The following is a 19641-nucleotide window of genomic DNA, read 5'->3' as shown; positions in this document are numbered from 1 at the left end:
GACCGCCCGCCGTCCGCAGCTTCCCTCGACGGCAGAAATCCGGCCTTTCCGAGAGGAATCGGGTCGGCGGGGTGGGGTGTGCGAGCAGCGGCGGATTGCCTGGCAAAACAGGACCTTTCGGGGTGGCGTGAGCGTGCGAAGGGCCATCAACGAGCGCGGCGGAAGACGCCGAACGCCAGGGCCGAAAAGCCCGGAAAACACCGGAACGCTCGCCCCGCCGTCACCCCTGGCCAGGAGAGTGGCGCATCTCACCCCATGCCCGCCACGGACCGTGACGGAGACGGTGCGGCACACGCCGCTTCCCGTGCCGGAACCGGCCGATCCCGTACCGGAAACCGGCCGGACCTCGCGTGAAAGGAACGCGAAGAGGAACGCGGGGGAGTGCGGCGTTCAGCCGTGCCGCACGTGGCGCGGCCGGCGTCGGTCCGGCGGCGCCGTACCAGGGCCTACGGGCTCCGCACGCCGCGTGAGCCGGTCCGTGAGCGGGTGTCCACGCCGGGCATTCGGCCACCTGGGCCGGTGCTCCAGGACCCGGCCCCGGTTCGATCCCCGGTTCGGATGAATCGCGGACCTGCCCTAGACTCGGTGCTGTGCCACGTGGTGACGGACGACTCAGCCACGACCTGCTCCCCGGCGAGAAGGGCCCCCAGGACGCATGTGGCGTCTTCGGTGTCTGGGCTCCGGGTGAAGAGGTCGCCAAACTCACCTATTTCGGGCTGTATGCCCTGCAGCACCGCGGACAGGAGTCCGCGGGCATCGCAGTGAGCAATGGCTCCCAAATCCTCGTATTCAAGGACATGGGCCTGGTTTCCCAGGTCTTCGACGAGACATCCCTCGGTTCCCTCCAGGGCCACATCGCCGTGGGCCACGCCCGCTACTCCACCACCGGTGCCTCGGTGTGGGAGAACGCCCAGCCGACGTTCCGTGCGACCGCGCACGGCTCGATCGCCCTGGGGCACAACGGCAACCTGGTCAACACCGCCGAACTCGCCGAGATGGTCGCTGCACTGCCCCGCGAGGGCGGCCGTGCGACCCAGGTCGCGGCGACCAACGACACCGACCTGGTGACGGCCCTGCTGGCCGGCCAGGTCGACGAGGACGGCAAGCCGCTGACCGTCGAGGAGGCCGCGCCGCGCGTCCTGCCCAAGGTCTCCGGCGCCTTCTCGCTGTGCTTCATGGACGAGCACACGCTGTACGCGGCCCGGGACCCGCAGGGCATCCGCCCGCTGGTCCTCGGACGTCTGGAGCGCGGCTGGGTGGTGGCCTCCGAGACGGCCGCCCTGGACATCTGCGGCGCCAGCTTCATCCGCGAGATCGAGCCGGGCGAGCTGATCGCCGTCGACGAGAACGGCCTGCGCAGCTCCCGCTTCGCCGAGGCCAAGCCCAAGGGCTGCGTCTTCGAGTACGTCTACCTGGCCCGCCCCGACACCGACATCGCGGGCCGCAACGTGTACCTCTCCCGGGTGCAGATGGGCCGCAAGCTGGCCGCCGAGGCGCCCGCCGACGCCGACCTCGTCATAGCGACCCCGGAGTCCGGCACGCCGGCCGCGGTCGGCTACGCCGAGGCCAGCGGCATCCCGTACGGCGTCGGCCTGGTCAAGAACTCCTACGTCGGCCGGACCTTCATCCAGCCCTCGCAGACCATCCGCCAGCTCGGCATCCGCCTCAAGCTCAACCCGCTCAAGGAAGTCATCCGCGGCAAGCGCCTGGTGGTCGTCGACGACTCGATCGTCCGCGGCAACACCCAGCGCGCCCTGGTCCGGATGCTCCGCGAGGCCGGCGCCGCCGAGGTCCACATCCGGATCTCCTCGCCGCCGATCAAGTGGCCGTGCTTCTACGGCATCGACTTCGCCACCCGCGCCGAGCTGATCGCCAACGGTCTGACCGTCGACGAGATCGGCACGTCGCTGGGGGCCGACTCGCTGGCGTACATCTCGATCGACGGCATGATCGAGTCGACGACGATCGCCAAGCCGGACCTGTGCCGCGCCTGCTTCGACGGCCAGTACCCGGTCGACCTCCCCGACCCGGAGCTGCTGGGCAAGCACCTCCTGGAGGCGGAGACCGCGGGCCAGGCCAAGCCGGACCTGGACGGCGTCGAGACGCTGACGGCCGGGGTCGGCGGCGCCGACGCGCTGCGCCGCCCGTAGAGCTCGTACACACCGACAGGAAAGATCTCATCGCCATGTCTGCCGAGTCTTTTGAGCGTGCCCAGCACGCGGGCACCAGCGCCAGCTACGCAGCAGCGGGCGTGGACATCGAAGCGGGCGACCGCGCCGTCGACCTGATGAAGCAGTGGGTCAAGAAGGCCACCCGTCCCGAGGTCGTGGGCGGCCTCGGCGGGTTCGCCGGTCTCTTCGACGCCTCGGCCCTCAAGCGGTACGAGCGGCCGCTGCTCGCCTCGGCGACCGACGGTGTCGGCACCAAGGTCGACATCGCCCGCCGGATGGGCGTGTACGACACCATCGGCCACGACCTGGTCGGCATGGTCGTGGACGACCTGGTCGTCTGCGGTGCCGAGCCGCTGTTCATGACCGATTACATCTGCGTCGGCAAGGTCTACCCGGAGCGGGTCGCGGCGATCGTCAAGGGCATCGCCGAGGGCTGTGTGCTGGCCGGCTGCGCGCTGGTCGGCGGCGAGACCGCGGAGCACCCGGGGCTGCTCGGGGCGGACGACTTCGACGTCGCGGGTGCCGGTACGGGCGTCGTCGAGGCGGACCGGGTACTGGGCGCGGATCGTATCCGTACGGGTGACGTCGTCGTCGCGATGGAGTCCTCCGGTCTTCACTCGAACGGGTACTCACTCGTCCGGCATGTGCTGTTCGACCGGGCCGGGATGTCCCTGGACCAGCGGGTCGAGGAGCTGGGCCGCACGCTCGGCGAGGAGCTGCTGGAGCCCACGAAGATCTACTCGCTGGACTGCCTGGCGCTGACCCGTACGGCCGAGGTGCACGCCTTCTCGCACATCACCGGCGGCGGCCTGGCCAACAACCTGGCCCGGGTGATCCCGGACGGCCTGCACGCCACCGTCGACCGGTCCACCTGGGCCCCGGGCGCCATCTTCGACCTGGTCGGCAAGGCCGGTGACGTCGAGCGGCTGGAGCTGGAGAAGACGCTGAACATGGGCGTCGGCATGATGGCCGTCGTCCCGCAGGAGTCGGTGGACGTGGCGCTGGCCACCCTCGCGGACCGCGGCGTTCAGGCCTGGGTCAGCGGCGCGATCGTCGAGCGTGGTGACCACACCGAGGCAGTGACCCTGACCGGTGACTACTCTGCCTGACCCGCCCGCCCACAGGGCAGCACAGAACCCGGTCCGAGGTGACTACCCCGGACCGGGTCCGTGGAAATGCTGTGCACACCGTGCACGCACGACAGAGAAGACGTCGTACGTCAGGCGCGACGACGCTGCTGGGACGAGTTGCCCTCGTCCTCGTCATCGTCGTCTCGGTTGTAAAGGTCGGCGTACCGCGCGTACGGGTCGTCGTCCTCTTCATCCTCGAACGGCTCGCCGTTCGGCGGCTGCTGCTGTGCCGGCTGTTGCGGCGATGCACCCAGCTCTTCGGCCAGGCGTGAGAGATCAGTCCCACCGCTGTTGTACTTCAGCTGGCGGGCGACCTTCGTCTGCTTGGCCTTGGCCCGGCCGCGCCCCATGGCTCGACCCCCTCAACGACGGGGCTCGACGGCCCCAGAGTCTTGACACGCGTTCATGATTCAGAGCGGACTCTCGACGGAGAGACCGGCCCGTAGGGCTTTAACGGTACCTGCTTCCGCGGCCATACGGTACGTCGCCCGCATCACCGACCGCTCGGCACGACCGGCGAGACGCCCCGTCCCCGCTGGTCAGCTGCGATTTTAACCTGTCCGGTCCGGCGACCCGCCGACGGGTGGTGAGGGATGTCTCCTTCACCACCCGTGATCCCTTACGGAGTGCTCAGAGATCGTCACGTTGGCGTTCCGGGGTGGTTTTCCGTACGCACCGTGACGGCTGCCGGTACGGTGCGTGACTGGCGCGCCGCCCACCGGGCCGTACGGGCCTGCTCGGGAACCTTCCGTGTGCATGATCGGGTCGCGATCGGCTTCGGTCGGACCCGAGCATTGTTGGACATTTGATGAGCAGAATCGGTCGCGACATTCGCTGCGACCGGCTGGAAAAATGGCCTGAACCGAGCGGTTCCGGCCGGACCGGCACCGCCGGACGGCGGTCCAGCGCCTCCGGACCGGGGTCCAGTGCCGCCGGACACCGGTGCCGGGCGCGTCAGGCCCGCCGGGCGTCCGCCATGCGCTGCTCGGCCAGCCGGTCCGCCGCCGCGGCGGGCGGAATGCCGTCCTCCTTCGCACGAGCGAATATCGCCAGCGTGGTGTCGAAGATCTTCGCCGCCTTGGTCTTGCAGCGGTCGAAGTCGAAGCCGTGCAGCTCGTCGGCGACCTGGATGACGCCACCGGCGTTCACCACGTAGTCCGGCGCGTAGAGGATTCCCCGGTCGGAAAGATCCTTCTCGACGCCGGGGTGCGCCAGCTGGTTGTTGGCCGCACCGCAGACCACCTTCGCCGTCAGCGCCGGTACGGACTCGTCGTTCAGCGCGCCCCCGAGGGCGCACGGCGCGTACACGTCCAGACCCGCCGTACGGATCAGCGCCCCGGTGTCCGCGGCCACAGCCACCTGCGGGTGCCGGCTGCGGACCCGCTCGATCGACTCGGCCCGCACATCGGTGATCACGACCTCCGCGCCGTCCTGGAGGAGGTGTTCGACGAGGTGGTGGCCCACCTTGCCGACGCCCGCGACACCGACCTTGCGGCCGCGCAGCGACGGGTCGCCCCACAGGTGCTGCGCCGAGGCGCGCATCCCCTGGAAGACACCGAAGGCGGTCAGGACGGAGGAGTCGCCGGCGCCGCCGTTCTCGGGGGAGCGGCCGGTGGTCCACTTGTTGGTGCGGGCGACGACGTCCATGTCCGCGACGTACGTACCGACGTCGCAGGCGGTCACGTAGCGGCCGCCGAGGGAAGCCACGAACCGGCCGTAAGCGAGCAGGAGTTCTTCGGACTTGATCAGTTCGGGGTCACCGATGATCACTGCCTTGCCGCCACCGTGGTCGAGACCGGCGAGGGCGTTCTTGTACGACATGCCACGGGAGAGGTTCAGGGCGTCCAGCACCGCGTCCTCCTCGGACGCGTACGCGTGGAAGCGGGTGCCGCCGAGGGCCGGGCCCAGGGCGGTGTCGTGGATGGCGATGACGGCCCGCAGGCCGCTGGCGCGGTCCTGGCAGAGCACGACCTGCTCGTGGCCCCCCTGCTCGGTACGGAACAGGGTGTGCAGGACTCCGCCGTCGGCGCTGACGGGGGAGGGACGTACGTCGGTCACGGTGGTGACTCCCATAAGTCGCGGAGGACGCCCTCCGGGGGCTCCCTTTGCTTGTGGCAGGGGGAGGGTGGGAGGGCCGGTCGGGAAGAGAGTAAGACCTGGGAGGCGCGCTGATCGGTGCAGTGCGGAGGATCACCCTCTCCTGGGGGACGGGCGTGGGACGATTTGCCGTATCCCGAGCCGGGTGGCGTGAGCCAACTCCCGGCCGTTTGCACCTCTTTGTCATTCTTTGCGGTAGTTCTGCGGACGTCACGTTGTAGGAAACAAAGGAGCGGGCGTGGCCTTGGCGTCATCGGTGGTGGTCCCGTACGCGGCATATCTGCGGGTCTACGAGCCGCTCGCGGCGTTCCCCGAACCGGAGCGCTCGTACTGGGCGCGCTATGCCCGGCGCCCCCGGACCCCCACGGTTCAGGACGAACTTCGGCGGTCTCTGGCCGATTTGCTGCCCACGCCGCCCGTGCCGGTACCAGTCCACGAGAGCAGCGACGCCTTCGTCACGGTCGTGGACGGCGTGACCTGCGTCTGCCCCTGGCGGACGCGGCTGCGCGGCTGGCAGGCCCTGGAAGAGTTGTCCGAACTCCTCCCGGCGCCCGTCCTGGACGCGGCGCTGCCGCCGGTGGTGCGGCGCCAGGCGGCCGCGGACTACGAGGAGTGGCTGGAGCGCAATCCGGACGCCCGGCCCTGGATCCGCACCGCCACCTGGCACGTACCGGTGCGCTGGTTCGCGCTCTTCGGGGACGGCGAGCGGGAGTACACCAAGAGTGAGCACGGCCCGGTGCTGCGCTACCGGACGCCCATGGTGCAGGCGCGGCGCCGGGTGGCGCGCGGCCTGCGCACGCTGCGCGACTCCCTGGAGGAGGGGCCGCTGATCGACGGCCTGGTGGACGTGGGCCGCTGGCTGGAGGAGTTCCATCCGCGGGCGTTGGTGGAGCTGGACTACGGCGGGCTGGTGCACGCGGTGCCCGAGGGGCAGCTCGCCGAGGACCGGTCGGCCGCGGAGGTGGCGGAGGGGCTGGCGGCGCTGCGCGAGGGTGACAGTGACCGGGCCGGCGAGGCGTACGAGAAGCTGTCGGACCGGTGGCGCGAGGTGCGGGAGCGTCAGTTCGCCAGTTGAGACGCGTGCCCTTCCGTCTTTCCGTGATGCGATGGTTCGTTCTCCGGGACGACAAAATGATCTGCGAACGGTGAGGCTCGTGCACACTACTGATACAGGGGGGCGTGGGACGTAAGTCCCGATCCGGGCGATTGCCTCAAGCGTGACCTAAAGCACTGACTTCGGGCCTTGCGGCCAAGCCATACCCTCGTGCCAAAATAGGACAAGGAGCCTGACAAGGGCCCCTTCCGCCCCACTAAGGGCGGATAGTTCGGTATTGCGCTCCTTGGTGGGTCTGATGGCGGCTGATCACCGTGTGACTGATCGTCACGGTGGTGTGACTGTCCGCTATGGCATGGTCCATCGGCTTCCGCCGAGGTTGAACACCTGAGAGGGTAATTCCATCGGTTTGGCCGACGTGGCTGGACAGATGGTGTAGTTGTAGTGCCGAGGACAAGCCGTTCGTCCTATAACCGACTCGGCCCGCGTCCGCCATTTCGGGCAACGCGGGTCAAGGTGCAGAATTTAGAGGAAAGAACCGTGATGGTTCGGTTCTCCCGAGGAGGCCGCTCATGACCGCTCGCACCCCTGACGCCGAGCCGCTGCTTACCCCCGCCGAGGTCGCCACGATGTTCCGCGTGGACCCGAAGACGGTGACCCGCTGGGCCAAGGCAGGCAAGCTCACGTCCATCCGCACGCTCGGAGGACACCGGCGCTACCGGGAAGCTGAGGTTCGCGCACTGCTCGCGGGTATTCCGCAGCAGCGCAGCGAATCCTGAACAACCGCATAACCGGGCTGTTTTCGGGCCCCCCAACCCGACCTCGGCCCACGGAGCCCCACCCGGCTCCACTTGGCACCACCTAGCACCACACAGCTCCATACGACGCGGAGCCTGCCCCAACAGGCCCCACACCCGCAGCATCTGGGTACGTCATCGATCGCGCTGGACTCCGCCGGGTCCAGCGCGATCTTTTTTGTGCGCGCCACGACCCGTGCGGGACGGCCGGTCCGGCCGGCTGGACACCGCCCGCGGGGGGCGCCGAGGGCGGACCCCCGCCGTTCTCCGGTCCAGTCCAAGGGCTGCCGGGCGGGCGGTGCAATTGCACATATTAAATTGACCGGGTGTAGGGCGGCCGTAAGCAACGCGGTTCCCGAAACCCGCCCGGTGACACCCATCACAGGCCGGGAAGGTTGTGGCGCCGACGCCGCTGCGATAGTGGGGCCGACGTGGCCTCTCCTGCTCAACAGCCTCCCACCGCAGGGGCGGTGGGAAAGGCGCCGTTGGTCACCGGCCCGGGGGACTTTGGTCCCCGTCCGCCGTCGCGGCCGCCCCCACGGGCGGGCCGGTCACCGCCGGCGGCGCTTCGGCGGACGCCGGGCCCGCGCCCGGCGGGGCGTCAGACGCCGCGGAGCGGCCCGTGGAGGGCCTCGCGGGCGTCCGGGCGGCGGAGTCGGCGGCCGGGGTGTCGGCGGCGCGGCCGCGGGGTTCCATGGCGAGCCGCAGGAGACGGGCGCATACGGGGCAGTGGCGGGTCAGGTGGCGATAACCCGTGGCGGCCGACAGATGTGCCCGCAGCAGTGCCCTGGTCTCGTGCCTGGCGGCTGTCGGCATCGCACACTCCTCCCGGCCCCGCGCCCTTCCTCGTGACTACCGGTGGTACGTGCCCCAGTCAATACGCGCATCGGCCCGGGCCCGTACGACCCGGACCTTCCGGCCACGGGTGGCGCGCCGCTCCCGTCCACACTCCCCACGCGCGGGGCGACGCAAACAGCCTGTCGAGCCCCCGGCCGACGCAAACAGCCGGCGCGCTCCCCGGGCAACGCAAACGGCCCGTGTCCCAGAGGGACACGGGCCGAACGATGCGGTCCTGACGGGATTTGAACCCGCGGCCTCCACCTTGACAGGGTGGCGAGCACTCCAAACTGCTCCACAGGACCTTGGTGCGGCTTCCGCTTGCGCGGTGCTGCGAAGCAAGACTCTACAGCAGGTCAGGGGGTGCGGTCGAACCCGGTCCCGCGGGGCCGCCCGGAGGGGCCCCGCGGCCGGTCACACCTTGGGCACCGCCGCGTCCACGGCCTTGACGATCCGCTTGTCGGAGACCGGGTACGCGGTGCCGAGCGCGTGCGCGAAGTAGCTCACCCGCAGCTCCTCGATCATCCAGCGGATCTCCCGGGCCTCGGCCGGCACCGGCCGCCCCTGGGGGTACTGCTCCAGCAGCCAGGCGTACTCGTCCTGCATCTCCTTGACCTTCGCCATCCGGGATCGGTCCCGCTCGGCGTTGTTGGGGAGCTGCTGGAGGCGGCGGTCCACGGCGACCAGGTACCGCATGAGGTCCGGCAGGCGCTTGGCGCCGTGCGCGGTCACGAAGCCGGGCTTGATGAGGGCGGCGAGCTGCTCCTTGACGTCCGTGAGGGACGGGAGCAGCGAGGCGAAGGTGGTGGCCTTGAGGCGGCGCTCGCACGCCTGCCAGGCCGCCAGTACCTCCCGTACCTGCTGCACCGTCCGCATTGTCGCGTCCACCAGGTCGGCGCGGACCGCGTCGAAGAGCTTGCGGAAGGACTCCTCGTCCCAGGCCGGACCGCCGTGCGCGGCGATCAGCCGGTCGGCGGCGGCGGTCACGCAGTCGTCGAAGAGGGCCTGTATGGAGCCGTGGGGGTTGGCCGACAGTGCCAGCTTCTGTTGGTTGGTGAGCTTGCCCTGCGCGAACTTGGCTGGGTTGCTCTGGATATTCAACAAGATCAAACGGCGGGTGCCGGTCCACATCGCCGTCTGCTGCTCCGCCTCGGTGTCGAAGAGGCGTACGGCCACACTCGCGCCCTCGTCCACCAGCGCCGGGTACGCCTTCAGCGGCTGGCCTCCGCGCCGGGTCTCGAACGTGCGGGGGAGCGTGCCGAGCGTCCAGGACGTCAGGCCGGTGCGCTGTTCCAGGCCGGCCGGTGCCCCGCCGCCCGCGGGCGCGCCGCCTGCGCTGTCCTTGGCGGGCCGCTCGGCGGCCTGCGCGAAGGCCTTGCTGAGGGCCGCCTGGGTCTTGGGCTTGAGCTTCAGGCGCAGCGCTTCGAGGTCCTTGGCCTCGGCCAGCTTGCGGCGGCGCTCGTCGACCACCCGGAACGTGATCTTCAGATGGTCCGGGACCTTGGCCGGGTCGAAGTCGGCCGGGTCGACCGGTACGCCCACCATCCGCTGGAGACCGGCCGCCAGGGACGTGGTCAGCGCGCCCTGGAGGGGCACGGTCGAGTCCAGGAAGCGGGCGGCGAAGTTCGGCGCCGGTACGTAGTTGCGGCGGATCGGCTTGGGCAGCGAACGGATCAGTTCGGTCACCAGTTGTTCGCGCAGGCCCGGAATCTGCCAGTCGAAGCCTTCGGAAGAGACCTGGTTGAGCACCTGGAGGGGGACGTGGACGGTCACACCGTCCGCGTCCGCGCCCGGTTCGAACTGGTACGTGACGCGGAACTTCAGCTTCCCCTGCCGCCAGGAGTCCGGGTAGTCATCCTTGGTGACGGCCTCGGCGGACTCGTTGATGAGCATGGAGTGCTCAAAGTTGAGCAAGTCTGGCTCGTCGTGACGCTTCTTCTTCCACCACGAGTCGAAGTGGGCACCCGAAACGACGTGTTCGGGCAGCCGCTGGTCATAGAAGTCGAAGAGCGTCTCGTCGTCCACGAGGATGTCGCGCCGCCGGGCGCGCTGCTCCAACTCCTCGACCTCGCCGAGCAGTTTCCGGTTGTCGTGGAAGAACTGGTGGTGGGTGCGCCAGTCGCCCTCGACCAGGGCGTTGCGGATGAACAGGTCGCGCGAGGTCTCCGGGTCGATCCGCCCGTAGTTCACCTTCCGCTGGGCGACGATCGGCACGCCGTACAGCGTCACCCGCTCGTACGCCATCACCGCGGCCATCTTCTGTTCCCAGTGCGGCTCGCTGTACGTCCGCTTCACCAGGTGCTGGGCCAGCGGCTCGATCCACTCCGGCTCGATCTTCGCGTTCACCCGCGCCCACAGGCGAGACGTTTCGACCAACTCCGCCGACATGATCCAGCGCGGCGGCTTCTTGAAGAGCGCCGAGCCGGGGAAGGTCGCGAACTTGGCGCTGCGGGCACCCAGGTACTCGTTCTTGGCGTCCGTGTCCTTCAACCCGATGTGCGAAAGCAAACCGGAGAGCAGGGAGGTGTGGATGGGGTCGGGCGCCGCGTCCTGCTCGCTGAGGTGGACCCCCATCGTCTTGGCGACCGTACGCAGCTGCGAGTAGATGTCCTGCCACTCGCGTATCCGCAGATAGTTCAGGAACTCGCCCCGGCACATGCGGCGGAACGCCGAGGAGGACAGCGCCTTCTGCTGCTCACGGACGTACCGCCACAGGTTCAGATACGCCAGGAAGTCGCTGGTCTCGTCCTTGAAACGGGCGTGCTGCTGGTCGGCCTGCTGCTGTTTCTCGGCGGGCCGCTCGCGCGGATCCTGGATGGACAGCGCCGCCGCGATCACCATGACTTCGCGTACGCACCCGTTGCGGTCGGCCTCCAGCACCATCCGGGCCAGCCGCGGGTCCACCGGCAGCTGGGACAGCTTGCGCCCCATCTCGGTGAGCCGCTTCTTGGGGTCCTTCTGCTTCGGGTCCAGCGCGCCCAGCTCGTGCAGCAGGTCGACGCCGTCCTTGATGTTGCGGCGGTCCGGCGGGTCGATGAACGGGAACTTCTCGATGTCGCCGAGGCCGGCCGCGGTCATCTGCAGGATGACGGAGGCCAGGTTCGTCCGCAGGATCTCGGCGTCGGTGAACTCCGGCCGGGTGAGGAAGTCGTCCTCCGAGTACAGCCGGATGCAGATGCCGTCGCTGGTCCGGCCGCAGCGGCCCTTGCGCTGGTTGGCGCTGGCCTGCGAGACGGGCTCGATCGGCAGCCGCTGGACCTTGGTGCGGTAGCTGTAGCGCGAGATCCGGGCCATGCCGGGGTCGATGACGTACCGGATGCCCGGCACGGTCAGCGAGGTCTCCGCGACGTTGGTCGCGAGCACGATCCGGCGGCCGGTGTGGCGCTGGAAGACACGGTGCTGCTCGGCGTGCGACAGGCGCGCGTACAGCGGCAGCACCTCGGTCTGCGGCAGGTTCTTCTTGTTCAGCGCGTCCGCCGTGTCGCGGATCTCGCGCTCGCCGGAGAGGAAGACCAGGATGTCGCCGGGGCCCTCGGCCTGCAGCTCGTCCACGGCGTCGCAGATCGCGGTGATCTGGTCGCGGTCGCTGTCGGTGCCGCCCTCCTCCAGGAGCGGGCGGTAGCGGACCTCCACCGGGAACGTACGGCCGGACACCTCGACGATCGGCGCGCTCGGGGCCTCGTCCCCGCCCTGGCCGCCGTCCTTGCCGCCGTCCTTGACCCCGTTCCCGTCCCTGGGCGCTGCCACGGCGGCGAAGGAACCGAAGTGCCGGGCGAACCGCTCCGGGTCGATGGTCGCGGAGGTGATCACGACCTTCAGGTCCGGCCGCCGGGGCAGCAGCTGCGCCAGATACCCGAGGATGAAGTCGATGTTGAGGCTGCGCTCGTGGGCCTCGTCGATGATGATCGTGTCGTACTGGCGCAGCTCGCGGTCGGTCTGGATCTCCGCGAGCAGGATGCCGTCCGTCATCAGCTTCACGAGGGTCTCGGAGCCGACCTGGTCGGTGAAGCGGACCTTCCAGCCGACCGCCTCGCCCAGCGGGGTCTTCAGCTCCTCGGCGACCCGCTCGGCGACCGTACGGGCGGCGATCCGGCGCGGCTGGGTGTGCCCGATCAGACCGCGTACGCCGCGGCCCAGCTCCAGACAGATCTTGGGGATCTGGGTCGTCTTGCCGGACCCGGTCTCACCCGCGACGATCACGACCTGGTGGTCGCGGATCGCTTCGAGGATCTCGTCCTTCTTCTGGCTGACCGGCAACTGCTCCGGATACGTGATCGCGGGCACCGCGGCGCGGCGCTGCTCGACCCGCAGCTCCGCCTCCTCGACCCCCTCGGCGATCTCGGCGAGCACGGCCGCGCGGGCCTCGGGCTTACGGATCCGGCGCGCGCCGTCGAGCCGGCGCCCCAGCCGCTGCTGGTCGCGCAGCATCAGCTCGGGCAGCCGCTCCAGGAGAGCGGGCAGGGAGGGGGCGGCACCGTCGGGCCGGGCGGAGGCAGGCTGACTGGACATACGACCCCCAGGATCTCACCTCCGTGAATACGGTGGCGAACGAATTGCGGCCGGTTCGGGGCCGGGAGGGGATGAGGCGGGGTCGCGGTGGGCGTACGGGAGGGCCTTCCGGGCGCTCCCGGCGTGCCCTCCCGACTTCTCCCGACCGCCCCCCGGCGGCCCTCGCCCACGGTGGGCCGACCACTAGGAGAATGTCCGGGTTCGGTGCTTTAGCGTGGCCTTATGTCTGATCAGCACGGTGACCACCCTCAGCCGCACGGCGCCCATGGACGGCCTCCCACCAGGGCCGAGAGATGGGCCGCGTTCAAGAAGTCGCCGTTCCTGCCCGCCACCGTGCTGGTCTTCATCCTCGCCATCGCCGCCGGTCTCTTCGCGGGCTCGTACACGTACACCATGGCCAACCCGACCCCACGGCACATCCCGACCGCGGTGGTCGGCCCGCCCGGCTCCCCGCACGGCAAGGCCGTCGTCGGCGGCATGGAGAAGGCCCTGAACGCCTCCCTCCAGCTGCACGCGTACGACTCGTACGCCGCCGCCCAGGAGGGCATCGAGGAGCAGGAGGTCTTCGCGATCCTGCGGGTGCGGGACAAGAGCGTGGAGCTGGACGTGGCCGGGGCGGCGGGCGCCCAGGTGGCGCAGGTGCTCGAACAGGCGGGGCCCAAGGTGGGCCAGGCGGTCGGCGTGCCGGTCGAGGTCAAGGACCTCAAACCGCTCCAGGAGGGCGACCCGCGCGGGCTCGCCCTCTTCTACATCTCGCTCGCCGCAGTGATCATCGGGTTCGTCGGGGCGATCCAGCTGAGCGTGCACGCGCGCGGGCTCAATCCGCTGGAGCGGATCGCCTTCACGGTGCTGTACGCGCTGCTCGGCGCCTTCGCGATCGCCGCGGTGGTGGACTGGCTGCTGGGCGCGCTGGATCTGCCGTTCGTGGAGTCCTGGCTGATCCTGGCGCTGACGATGTTCACGTCCGGCATGGTCTTCACGATGTTCAACACCCTGATCGGGCGCTGGGCGATGATCCCGACCTGGGGCCTGATGGTGCTGCTGGGCAACCCGTCCTCGGGCGGCGCGGTCTCCTGGCCGCTGCTGCCGTCCGTCCTCGGGCACATCGGCCGCTGGCTGCCGCCGGGCGCCTCCATCAACGCGCAGCACACGGCCGTCTACTTCGGCGCCTCGCAGCACCTCTTCCCGTTCCTGGTGCTGGCCGGCTGGGCGCTGGTCTCGTGCGCGGTCTTCTGGACCTGGCGACACCGGCACCCGGGCGGGCGCGAGGTGGGGGCGCTCGGGTCGGGCGTGCACAAGGCGGGGGCGGCGGGCGCGGCGGGGTCCTGACGTCCCGGTGTTCCTGATGCCTCCGGCGGGCGCGAGGCCGGTCCCCTCCCGGGGGCCGGCCCTCCGGGAGGGCGTAGGCGTACCGTACGGGCAAGGAAAAAGGCCCCGATCCGAAGATCGGGGCCTTTTCCCACTGCTGGTGGCTGGGGCCGGGGTCGAACCGGCGACCTATCGCTTTTCAGGCGATCGCTCGTACCAACTGAGCTACCCAGCCACAGCGGTCCTGACGGGATTTGAACCCGCGGCCTCCACCTTGACAGGGTGGCGAGCACTCCAAACTGCTCCACAGGACCTTGCACTGTGCGAGATCAGGCGAACCTAGTCTCGCACACGGTAATGCGTGCCCCCAACGGGATTCGAACCCGTGCTACCGCCTTGAAAGGGCGGCGTCCTGGGCCACTAGACGATGAGGGCTGATGGCCCGCCTTGGTGCCTTGTGGGGCGCCGTCGGGGACGTGAGAAGCATATGGGATGCAGGGACCGTTCGCCAAAACGGTTTGTTCGAGCCCGTCGGTGGCGGCGTTCGGGTGGGGTGGCCGGAGCGGGTGACGGGCCGTGCGCCCCGGCCATTCCGCGGGCCTACGGGGCGCCGGGGGAGGGCGTGCCGGGTGGGGCCGAGGAGGCCGCCGGGGAGCGGGTCCCGGGGGGGCCCGGTGCTCGGCGACGGTGTGGCCCCCGGCCGGTTCTCCCGTGGCAGATGGCGGCTGACCTCGGCCTTCGACAGGCCCAGTCCGCCGAGCGTGATCTCGTCCCACGCCTGGAGGAGCCGGGTCCTGCGGTCCAGGTAGAGCACGGACGCCTGAACGGGTGCGGGCTTCTTGCCCTGCACCGCGCGCAGCCCGCCGCCGCCCGTGGACCCCTCGATCATCAGCCGGGTGCCCCGGGGGAGCACGCTGTTCTCGCGGTGGTGCACATGGCCGGCCAGTGCCAGCGGGGCCAGGCCGTCCGTCTCCGCCGCCGCGACCGGGTTGTGCGCCAGCGCGATGTCCACGGGCGTGCCCGCGAGCCGCTGCGTACGGAGCGAGTCGGCCAGCTTGCCGCCCGCCGTGCGCTCGGAGAAGTCCCCCTCCGCGACGACCGAGCGGTCCGGCGTGAACTGCGGGTCGCCGACCCCGGCGATCCGCAGCCCGCCGACGCCGACGGCCCGCCCGTCGTCGAGGACCGTGGCGTTCTTGCGGGTCGCGAGGTACTTCTGCGTCGTGGCGGAGTCGTGGTTGCCGCGCACCCAGACGTACGGCGCGCCGAGCGTGGCGACCGGGTCCAGGAAGGCGTTCTCGGCGGCCGAGCCGTGGTCCATGGTGTCGCCGGTGTCGATGATCACGTCGATCTTGTACTGCTTGACCAGCGACTTGATGATCTGCCAGGCCCCCGGGTTGAGGTGGATGTCGGAGACGTGCAGCACCCGGATCGTGGTGGGGTCGGGCGCGTACGCGGGCAGGGTCGAGGTGGCTTCGTACAGCTTGGTCACGTTCGTCACCAGGCGCGCCAACTCCCGCTGGTACACGTCGAACTCGCTGACGATGTTGCGGGCGTTGCCGACCACCGAGGGCGCCGAGGACAGCAGCCCGGAGAACTTCGGCTCCAGGACGGACTTCGGATTCCAGGTGGCGTACGCGGCGGCGCCCGACGAGGCCAGCAGCGCGAGCGCCAGCCCGCCCGCGGCCAGCGCGCGGCGCGGCCTGCGGTACACGGCCAGGCCCAGCGCGGTGGCTCCGGAGACCACCGCGACGCAGGAGCGGAAGGCGAGGGTGCCGGTGCCGCTGATGACGTCGCGGGTGACCTGCTCCTGGAGGCCGGCGAACCGTTCCGGGTGGTCGACCAGGGCCTGGGAGCGTGCGGGGTCGAGCCGGTCGACGTCGACGTCGAGGCGTATCGGCGCGGTGTGGCTGCGCAGCTCCAGGGCGCCCAGCGGGGAAACGTTGATCTTCGTACCGCCGGTGAGCGACGGGCGCAGTGTCATGTTCGTGTCCACGGGCCCGACCGGCGCGTGGATGCTGCCGACGATCAGCAGGCCCAGCCAGGCACCGAGCAGGGTGACGGCGAGCAGGCCGAGGGCGCGGGCGTACGGGTGCGGGGTGTGGGTGAGGGTGCTGGTGGGGACGGTGTGGTGGGAGCGGTAGTCGCGGACGATGGCGGAGGGTAACCCCCGCACCCGGGCGAGTGACGAACGGAGCAGCCGGAGCACGGAGGAGCCGGAGGAGCCGAGGGCGGCGTCCTCGGGCGGCGCGACACGGGCCATTGGGCGCGTATTCCCGGGTGCCGCGCCCGTCATGCCCCGGAAGCGGGCCCGCGCGCGGGGGCCGCCGTCGGGCCGCGCGGCACCCCCGCTGTGCGGTGGCGTGGCGGACAATGGGTGGTGTGCTGGAGATGACGCGCGAGGAGTTCGAGGAACTGGTGGCCGAGGCGCTGGACCGGATCCCGCCGGAGCTGACACGGCTGATGGACAACGTGGCGGTGTTCGTCGAGGACGAACCACCGGCCGAGGACCCCGACCTCCTGGGGCTCTACGAGGGGACGCCGCTGACCGACCGGGGCGAGTGGTACGCGGGCGTGCTGCCCGACCGGATCACCGTTTACCGCAACCCGACCCTGCGGATGTGCGACACGCGGGAGGACGTGGTGGCGGAGACGGAGGTGACCGTCGTGCACGAGATCGCGCACCACTTCGGGATCGATGACGAGCGGTTGCACGCGCTGGGGTACGGGTGAGGGGAGGGCCGGGGGCGAGGCGACCGACCCGAGGCCGACCCGCCATCGGCCCGCAGTCGGCCCCCGACCTGCCCCCGGCCGGTTCGCGGTATTAGTGGCGTTCGGGACGGTGCCCGGTGATGTCCGGCGTGCGGATCGGCCCGTACGGACGCGATCCCGCGCCCCCGGCGCGTGTCCTCGGACGCCCGGCGGGAGTTGGGCAGGGCGTTCATCTCCGCAGTCTCCGCGCTCCGGATCCGGAGGTCCCGCCCGTGCGCCCGATCGCTTCCCCCCTTCCCGGCCCGGCCCTGACCCGTCTCGCCGCCGCCGTGGCCGCCGCATCCGCCCTGGCCGCGTCGCTGAGCGGGTGCATGAGCGTGAGCGACGCGGAGCCCGTCAAGCCGTCGGGCTCGTCCGCGCGGCCCGACGGCGGCCCCGCGCCGGACGGCGGGACGGCGGACAGCCGCGGTGGCGGCCCGGACCGCAGGGGGCGTACGGGTGGGGCGCACGGCGTGGAGGGGCATGCGGGGGCGCCCGCGAGCGATCACACTCCGTCGGCGGGCGAGGCGGAGCCGGAACCGCAACCTGCTTCGGGCGCCGCGCCCGGCCCCGAGCAGCCCGGACCGCCCGGCGCCGGCCCCGCGGCGCCCGGCCCGCCGCGGCCCGGCAGTGGCCGGCCCTCGCCGACCGCCCAGCCGCCCCGTACGACCCCGACCGTCAAGCCGACACCGAGCGCGAGCCCGGACCCGCAGCCGAGTTCTCCCGCGCCGTCCCCGTCGACCGCGCCGCCCGCGCCGTCGAACCCGGAGGGCGGGGGATAGCCGGAGGGCGATGGGCAGCCGGGGGCGGCAGTGCGGGCAGAGGGGGGCATGTGGCCAGGTGGGCGCGGTGGGGAACGGGGGTTCGGGAGGGCATTTGCCTTCCGGGGGTCGAAGTGAGTATGGTGGTAGATCGTTTGATCCCATTTGCCCGGCGCATGATGCAGCGCCGTGTGGCGCGTTCTCTCCCTTGCCGTGGCTGACCGCATTGAGGCGGTCGTTTGTGAAGTCTCACGGAGTTTGGGCGCGTGCCTGTGCCGAGACTCCGGAAGGTTTCGCATTTCGCATGTCTGTTTCCACTGATCAGTCCGTCCTGCCCGCTGCCGACGAGCAGGCGGCTCCCCAGCAGGACCAGCCGCAGGACCAGGCCGTCACCGAGACGCCTGCCGAGGTGACCGAAGCGGCCGAGACGGCCGTCGACACCGACACCGACGCCCCCGCCGAGGACGCGGCCCCGCAGATCACCTTCGGTGACCTCGGCCTCGACGAGAAGATCGTCCGCAAGCTGGCCGCGAACGGTGTCACCACCCCGTTCCCCATCCAGGCCGCGACCATCCCCGACGCGCTCGCCGGCCGCGACATCCTCGGCCGCGGCCGCACCGGCTCCGGCAAGACCCTCTCCTTCGGTCTGCCGCTGCTCAGCCGCCTGGCCGGCGGCAACACCGCGAAGAAGCGCCCGCGCGGCGTCATCCTCACCCCGACCCGTGAGCTGGCCATGCAGGTCAGCGACGCGCTGCAGCCGTACGGCGACGTCCTGGGCCTCAAGCTCAAGGTCGTCTGCGGCGGTACGTCCATGGGCAACCAGATCTACGCGCTGGAGCGCGGCGTCGACGTCCTCGTCGCCACCCCCGGCCGGCTGCGCGACATCATCAACCGCGGCGCCTGCTCGCTGGACGACGTCGAGACCGCCGTCCTGGACGAGGCCGACCAGATGGCCGACCTGGGCTTCCTGCCCGAGGTCACCGAGCTGCTCGACCTGATTCCGTCCGGCGGCCAGCGCATGCTGTTCTCCGCCACGATGGAGAACGAGATCGGCACCCTGGTCAAGCGCTACCTGACCAACCCGGCGACGCACGAGGTCGACAGCGCCCAGGGCAACGTCACCACCATGACCCACCACGTGCTGGTCGTGAAGCCGAAGGACAAGGCACCGGTCACCGCCGCCATCGCCGCCCGCAAGGGCCGCACCATCATCTTCGTCCGCACCCAGCTCGGCGCCGACCGCGTCGCCGAGCAGCTGTGCGACTCCGGTGTGCGCGCCGACGCGCTGCACGGCGGTATGACGCAGGGCGCGCGGACCCGCACGCTGGCCGACTTCAAGGACGGTTACGTCAACGTCCTCGTCGCCACCGACGTCGCCGCCCGCGGTATCCATGTCGACGGCATCGACCTGGTCCTGAACGTGGACCCGGCCGGCGACCACAAGGACTACCTGCACCGTTCCGGCCGTACCGCCCGCGCGGGCCAGTCCGGCACGGTCGTCTCGCTGGCCCTGCCGCACCAGCGCCGCCAGATCTTCCGCCTCATGGAGGACGCGGGCGTGGACGCCTCGCGCCACATCGTCGGCGGCGCCGGCGCCTTCGACGAGGACGTGGCCCGGATCACCGGCGCCCGCTCGCTCACCGAGGTGCAGGCCGACTCGGCGACCAACTCCGCCAAGCAGGCCGAGCGCGAGGCCCAGGAGCTCTCCCGCGAGCTGGAGCGCGCGCAGCGCCGCGCCGCCGAGCTGCGCGAGGAGGCCAACCGGCTGACCGCCCGCGCCGCGCGTGAGCGGGGCGAGGACCCGGAGGAGGCCGTGGCCGCCGCCGAGGCCGCCGTGGAGGAGGCCGCCGAGGCCGTTGTCCCGGCCCAGGCCGCCCCCGAGGCCGACGAGGCACCGCGCCGCTCCACGAACCGCGACGAGCGGGGCAACTACGAGCGCCGCGACCGCCGTGACGACCGTTCCGGTGGTGGCTTCAACCGTGACCGTCGCGACGACCGTTCCGGTGGCGGTTTCAGCCGTGACCGCCGTGACGACCGTGGTGACCGCGGTGGCGACCGTGGCGGCTTCAGCCGTGACCGCCGCGACGACCGTTCCGGTGGTGGCTTCAACCGTGACCGTCGCGACGACCGCTCGGGTGGCGGTTTCAGCCGTGACCGCCGTGACGACCGTGGTGACCGCGGTGGCGACCGTGGCGGCTTCAGCCGTGACCGCCGCGACGACCGTTCCGG

At 70.8% G+C, this 19641-nt stretch carries 12 protein-coding genes, 4 tRNA genes and 1 pseudogene; 8 read left to right on the top strand and 9 right to left on the bottom strand.

Going from position 1 to position 19641, the window contains the following annotated elements; translation table 11 throughout:
- The first annotated feature begins 590 nt into the window (after positions 1–590).
- Positions 591–2150 carry an amidophosphoribosyltransferase gene (gene purF, locus ACZ53K_RS34700; protein WP_468844704.1) on the top strand — a complete coding sequence of 520 codons (1560 nt, stop codon included), beginning with the start codon at positions 591–593 and terminating at the stop codon, positions 2148–2150.
- 35 nt (positions 2151–2185) lie between these two features.
- On the top strand, positions 2186–3280 hold the full coding sequence (gene purM / locus ACZ53K_RS34695; RefSeq protein ID WP_468844701.1) for a phosphoribosylformylglycinamidine cyclo-ligase: 1095 nt from the start codon (positions 2186–2188) through the stop codon (positions 3278–3280).
- A gap of 110 nt (positions 3281–3390) precedes the next feature.
- On the opposite strand, the gene ACZ53K_RS34690 is transcribed toward purM, so the two are convergent.
- On the bottom strand, positions 3391–3651 hold the full coding sequence (locus tag ACZ53K_RS34690; protein ID WP_003980574.1) for a DUF3073 domain-containing protein: 261 nt from the start codon (positions 3649–3651) through the stop codon (positions 3391–3393).
- Positions 3652–4255: 604 nt separating this feature from the next.
- Entirely contained in the window at positions 4256–5374 is a 1119-nt protein-coding gene (locus tag ACZ53K_RS34685; RefSeq protein ID WP_468844697.1) for a Leu/Phe/Val dehydrogenase, read from the bottom strand.
- 262 nt (positions 5375–5636) lie between these two features.
- Here ACZ53K_RS34685 and ACZ53K_RS34680 point away from each other — a divergent pair, with 262 nt between their 5' ends.
- The gene (locus ACZ53K_RS34680) at positions 5637–6473 is read left to right on the top strand and encodes a DUF8083 family protein (protein ID WP_468844694.1); all 837 of its coding nucleotides are present in this window, start codon (positions 5637–5639) and stop codon (positions 6471–6473) included.
- Positions 6474–7024: 551 nt separating this feature from the next.
- Positions 7025–7231: a developmental transcriptional regulator BldC gene (bldC, locus tag ACZ53K_RS34675; protein WP_003980577.1), complete on the top strand. Its 207-nt coding sequence runs from the start codon at positions 7025–7027 to the stop codon at positions 7229–7231.
- Between the two features lie 507 nt (positions 7232–7738).
- Here bldC and ACZ53K_RS34670 read toward each other — a convergent pair.
- From ACZ53K_RS34670 to hrpA, 3 genes are all read right to left on the bottom strand, one after another.
- On the bottom strand, positions 7739–8065 hold the full coding sequence (locus tag ACZ53K_RS34670; RefSeq protein WP_468844691.1) for a DUF6274 family protein: 327 nt from the start codon (positions 8063–8065) through the stop codon (positions 7739–7741).
- A gap of 251 nt (positions 8066–8316) precedes the next feature.
- Positions 8317–8391, bottom strand: a tRNA-Asp gene (locus ACZ53K_RS34665).
- A 109-nt stretch (positions 8392–8500) separates the two neighbouring features.
- Complete coding sequence (hrpA, locus tag ACZ53K_RS34660; protein ID WP_468844688.1) at positions 8501–12595, bottom strand: ATP-dependent RNA helicase HrpA; 4095 nt, start codon at positions 12593–12595, stop codon at positions 8501–8503.
- Positions 12596–12817: 222 nt separating this feature from the next.
- Here hrpA and ACZ53K_RS34655 point away from each other — a divergent pair, with 222 nt between their 5' ends.
- A complete protein-coding gene (locus ACZ53K_RS34655; protein ID WP_468844685.1) occupies positions 12818–13924 on the top strand; it encodes an ABC-2 transporter permease in 1107 nt (368 codons plus the stop codon).
- Between the two features lie 137 nt (positions 13925–14061).
- Here the strand turns inward: ACZ53K_RS34655 and ACZ53K_RS34650 are convergent.
- The 4 genes and pseudogenes from ACZ53K_RS34650 to ACZ53K_RS34635 all read right to left on the bottom strand — a co-directional run.
- Positions 14062–14138, bottom strand: a tRNA-Phe gene (locus ACZ53K_RS34650).
- Between the two features lie 4 nt (positions 14139–14142).
- A tRNA-Asp gene (locus tag ACZ53K_RS34645) sits at positions 14143–14217 on the bottom strand.
- 48 nt (positions 14218–14265) lie between these two features.
- Positions 14266–14338, bottom strand: a tRNA-Glu gene (locus tag ACZ53K_RS34640).
- 208 nt (positions 14339–14546) lie between these two features.
- Positions 14547–16163, bottom strand: a pseudogene (locus ACZ53K_RS34635) (metallophosphoesterase family protein); the annotation flags it as partial.
- A gap of 119 nt (positions 16164–16282) precedes the next feature.
- Between ACZ53K_RS34635 and ACZ53K_RS34630 the strand changes: the two are divergent.
- The 3 genes from ACZ53K_RS34630 to ACZ53K_RS34620 all read left to right on the top strand — a co-directional run.
- Entirely contained in the window at positions 16283–16633 is a 351-nt protein-coding gene (locus tag ACZ53K_RS34630) for a metallopeptidase family protein (RefSeq protein ID WP_385237831.1), read from the top strand.
- A gap of 251 nt (positions 16634–16884) precedes the next feature.
- Complete coding sequence (locus ACZ53K_RS34625; RefSeq protein WP_468844682.1) at positions 16885–17433, top strand: hypothetical protein; 549 nt, start codon at positions 16885–16887, stop codon at positions 17431–17433.
- Positions 17434–17716: 283 nt separating this feature from the next.
- Positions 17717–19641, top strand: a 1925-nt coding sequence (locus ACZ53K_RS34620) for a DEAD/DEAH box helicase (RefSeq protein WP_468844680.1), incomplete at its 3' end; no start/stop codon positions are given.

This window comes from Streptomyces sp. NPDC033221 (assembly GCF_055577005.1).
The sequence above is the reverse complement of the archived record's forward strand: the minus strand, read 5'-3'. Positions and strand labels throughout refer to the sequence as shown.

What these genes read in the sequence shown, in the direction of transcription:
- purM (WP_468844701.1), top strand. Translation starts at nt 2,186, where the DNA reads ATGTCTGCCGAGTCTTTTGAGCGTGCCCAGCACGCGGGCACCAGCGCC.
- ACZ53K_RS34690 (WP_003980574.1), bottom strand. Translation starts at nt 3,651, where the DNA reads ATGGGGCGCGGCCGGGCCAAGGCCAAGCAGACGAAGGTCGCCCGCCAG.
- ACZ53K_RS34685 (WP_468844697.1), bottom strand. Translation starts at nt 5,374, where the DNA reads ATGGGAGTCACCACCGTGACCGACGTACGTCCCTCCCCCGTCAGCGCC.
- bldC (WP_003980577.1), top strand. Translation starts at nt 7,025, where the DNA reads ATGACCGCTCGCACCCCTGACGCCGAGCCGCTGCTTACCCCCGCCGAG.
- ACZ53K_RS34670 (WP_468844691.1), bottom strand. Translation starts at nt 8,065, where the DNA reads ATGCCGACAGCCGCCAGGCACGAGACCAGGGCACTGCTGCGGGCACAT.
- hrpA (WP_468844688.1), bottom strand. Translation starts at nt 12,595, where the DNA reads ATGTCCAGTCAGCCTGCCTCCGCCCGGCCCGACGGTGCCGCCCCCTCC.
- ACZ53K_RS34655 (WP_468844685.1), top strand. Translation starts at nt 12,818, where the DNA reads ATGTCTGATCAGCACGGTGACCACCCTCAGCCGCACGGCGCCCATGGA.